2 protein-coding genes are annotated in these 1285 nt (G+C 50.6%); both read right to left on the bottom strand.

The window, feature by feature from the left end:
- A partial coding sequence (locus Q0372_RS08755; protein WP_298104923.1) for a TSUP family transporter occupies positions 1-237 on the bottom strand: 237 nt, incomplete at its 3' end.
- A 119-nt stretch (positions 238-356) separates the two neighbouring features.
- A complete protein-coding gene (locus Q0372_RS08750; protein WP_298104921.1) occupies positions 357-1034 on the bottom strand; it encodes a hypothetical protein in 678 nt (225 codons plus the stop codon).
- Positions 1035-1285: the final 251 nt, after the last annotated feature.

Raw genomic sequence — 1285 nt, 5'->3', positions numbered from 1 at the left:
AAAGCCTCCGAGCCCCAGCACCAGTGCGGGCGCGACGTCGAGCATTTTGCTTTTAAAATTTACGAATGAGCCGAAAATCGAGCTGAAGATCATCTGCATGATGCTGATGCCGATGGCGTACTTGACGTCGTAGCCGAAAAGCATCATCACGGGCACCACGACCGTGCCGCCGCCGATGCCGAAAAATCCGCTGATAAAACCTACGCAGGCGCCGATTAAAATGTATTCAAAAAACATCCGTATTCCTTATTTCAGCCCCTTTGGTCTCTCTAAATTCCGCTTTTTGCGGCTTGTAATTAAATTTTACTGTTTTGCGAGTCTTTAAATTTAAGCGCAAAATTTAGTAAATTTAAAGCTTATAGCCGTTTTGCTTCGCGCGTCCATTCGCAGTAACGCTCGCGCGAAATTTTTACGTTTTCATATCGCAAGGTATCCGCGCGAAAGCATTTTAGGCTCAGTTCATTACCCTCAAAGCCCGCAAAATCAGCCTGCTCGTAGATGTCGTAACCGCCCCGTATGCAGTCTAAAACGTCTACATATCTCTGCTCTTCACTCATCGGCTCGGCAAAGCTCACCAAATGCACGCCGTTTGGAGCACCCCAGTAGCAGCCGCTCGCGGCCAGCGCGTTCCAGTCCCGCAGATAGTGCACGCCGCTTAAGATAAAGCTCTCCTTGCCGAGCGTCCAGGCGTCCGGCACGAAGCGCATGATCCGCCCGCAATCCAGTTCAAGCACGCTGTAGCCGTATAGACCCTGGCGAAAGACGAGGTAAAATTTGCCGTTTGCGTGGCGGATCAGGCTGAAAAATTCCGCCCGATCGTCTATGCAGCGCCAGCTTATTATCTGCGGCGCGCCAAACAGCGTGTATTTGCCGCCGCTAAAATTTACCGCGCCGAGCCTATATGCGTCCTTTACGATCTCATATCCGCTACCTAAATTTATCGTTTGGCGCAGGGTAAAATTTTGCCCCTCAAAAAGAGCTTCCCACTGCTTAATGCGCGCTTGGTACTGCGCGGAATTTACGGCGTTTGGCATCGTGCGCTCCTTAAAATTTCATGCAGGCGGGTTAAATTTTACGCTGCTCAAACGGCTCGCGCTTCCTGAATTTCATGCGAACCGAATAAATTTAGCCTTGCTAGGCGGCGGAATTTGACCGCTAGGCGCTAAAAAGTTCAAGCATTTGGCGGCTACTAAGTGCAATCCGCGCGAACGCTATGCACCCGCGCCTAAATTTTGCCCTCGACTTGCGAATTTCATAAAATTTACCCGCAGCTTCGGCGCTCTGC

The organism is uncultured Campylobacter sp. (genome assembly GCF_937997405.1).
Classification (GTDB): domain Bacteria; phylum Campylobacterota; class Campylobacteria; order Campylobacterales; family Campylobacteraceae; genus Campylobacter_B.
This window is presented reverse-complemented; position numbering and strand designations above follow the sequence as displayed.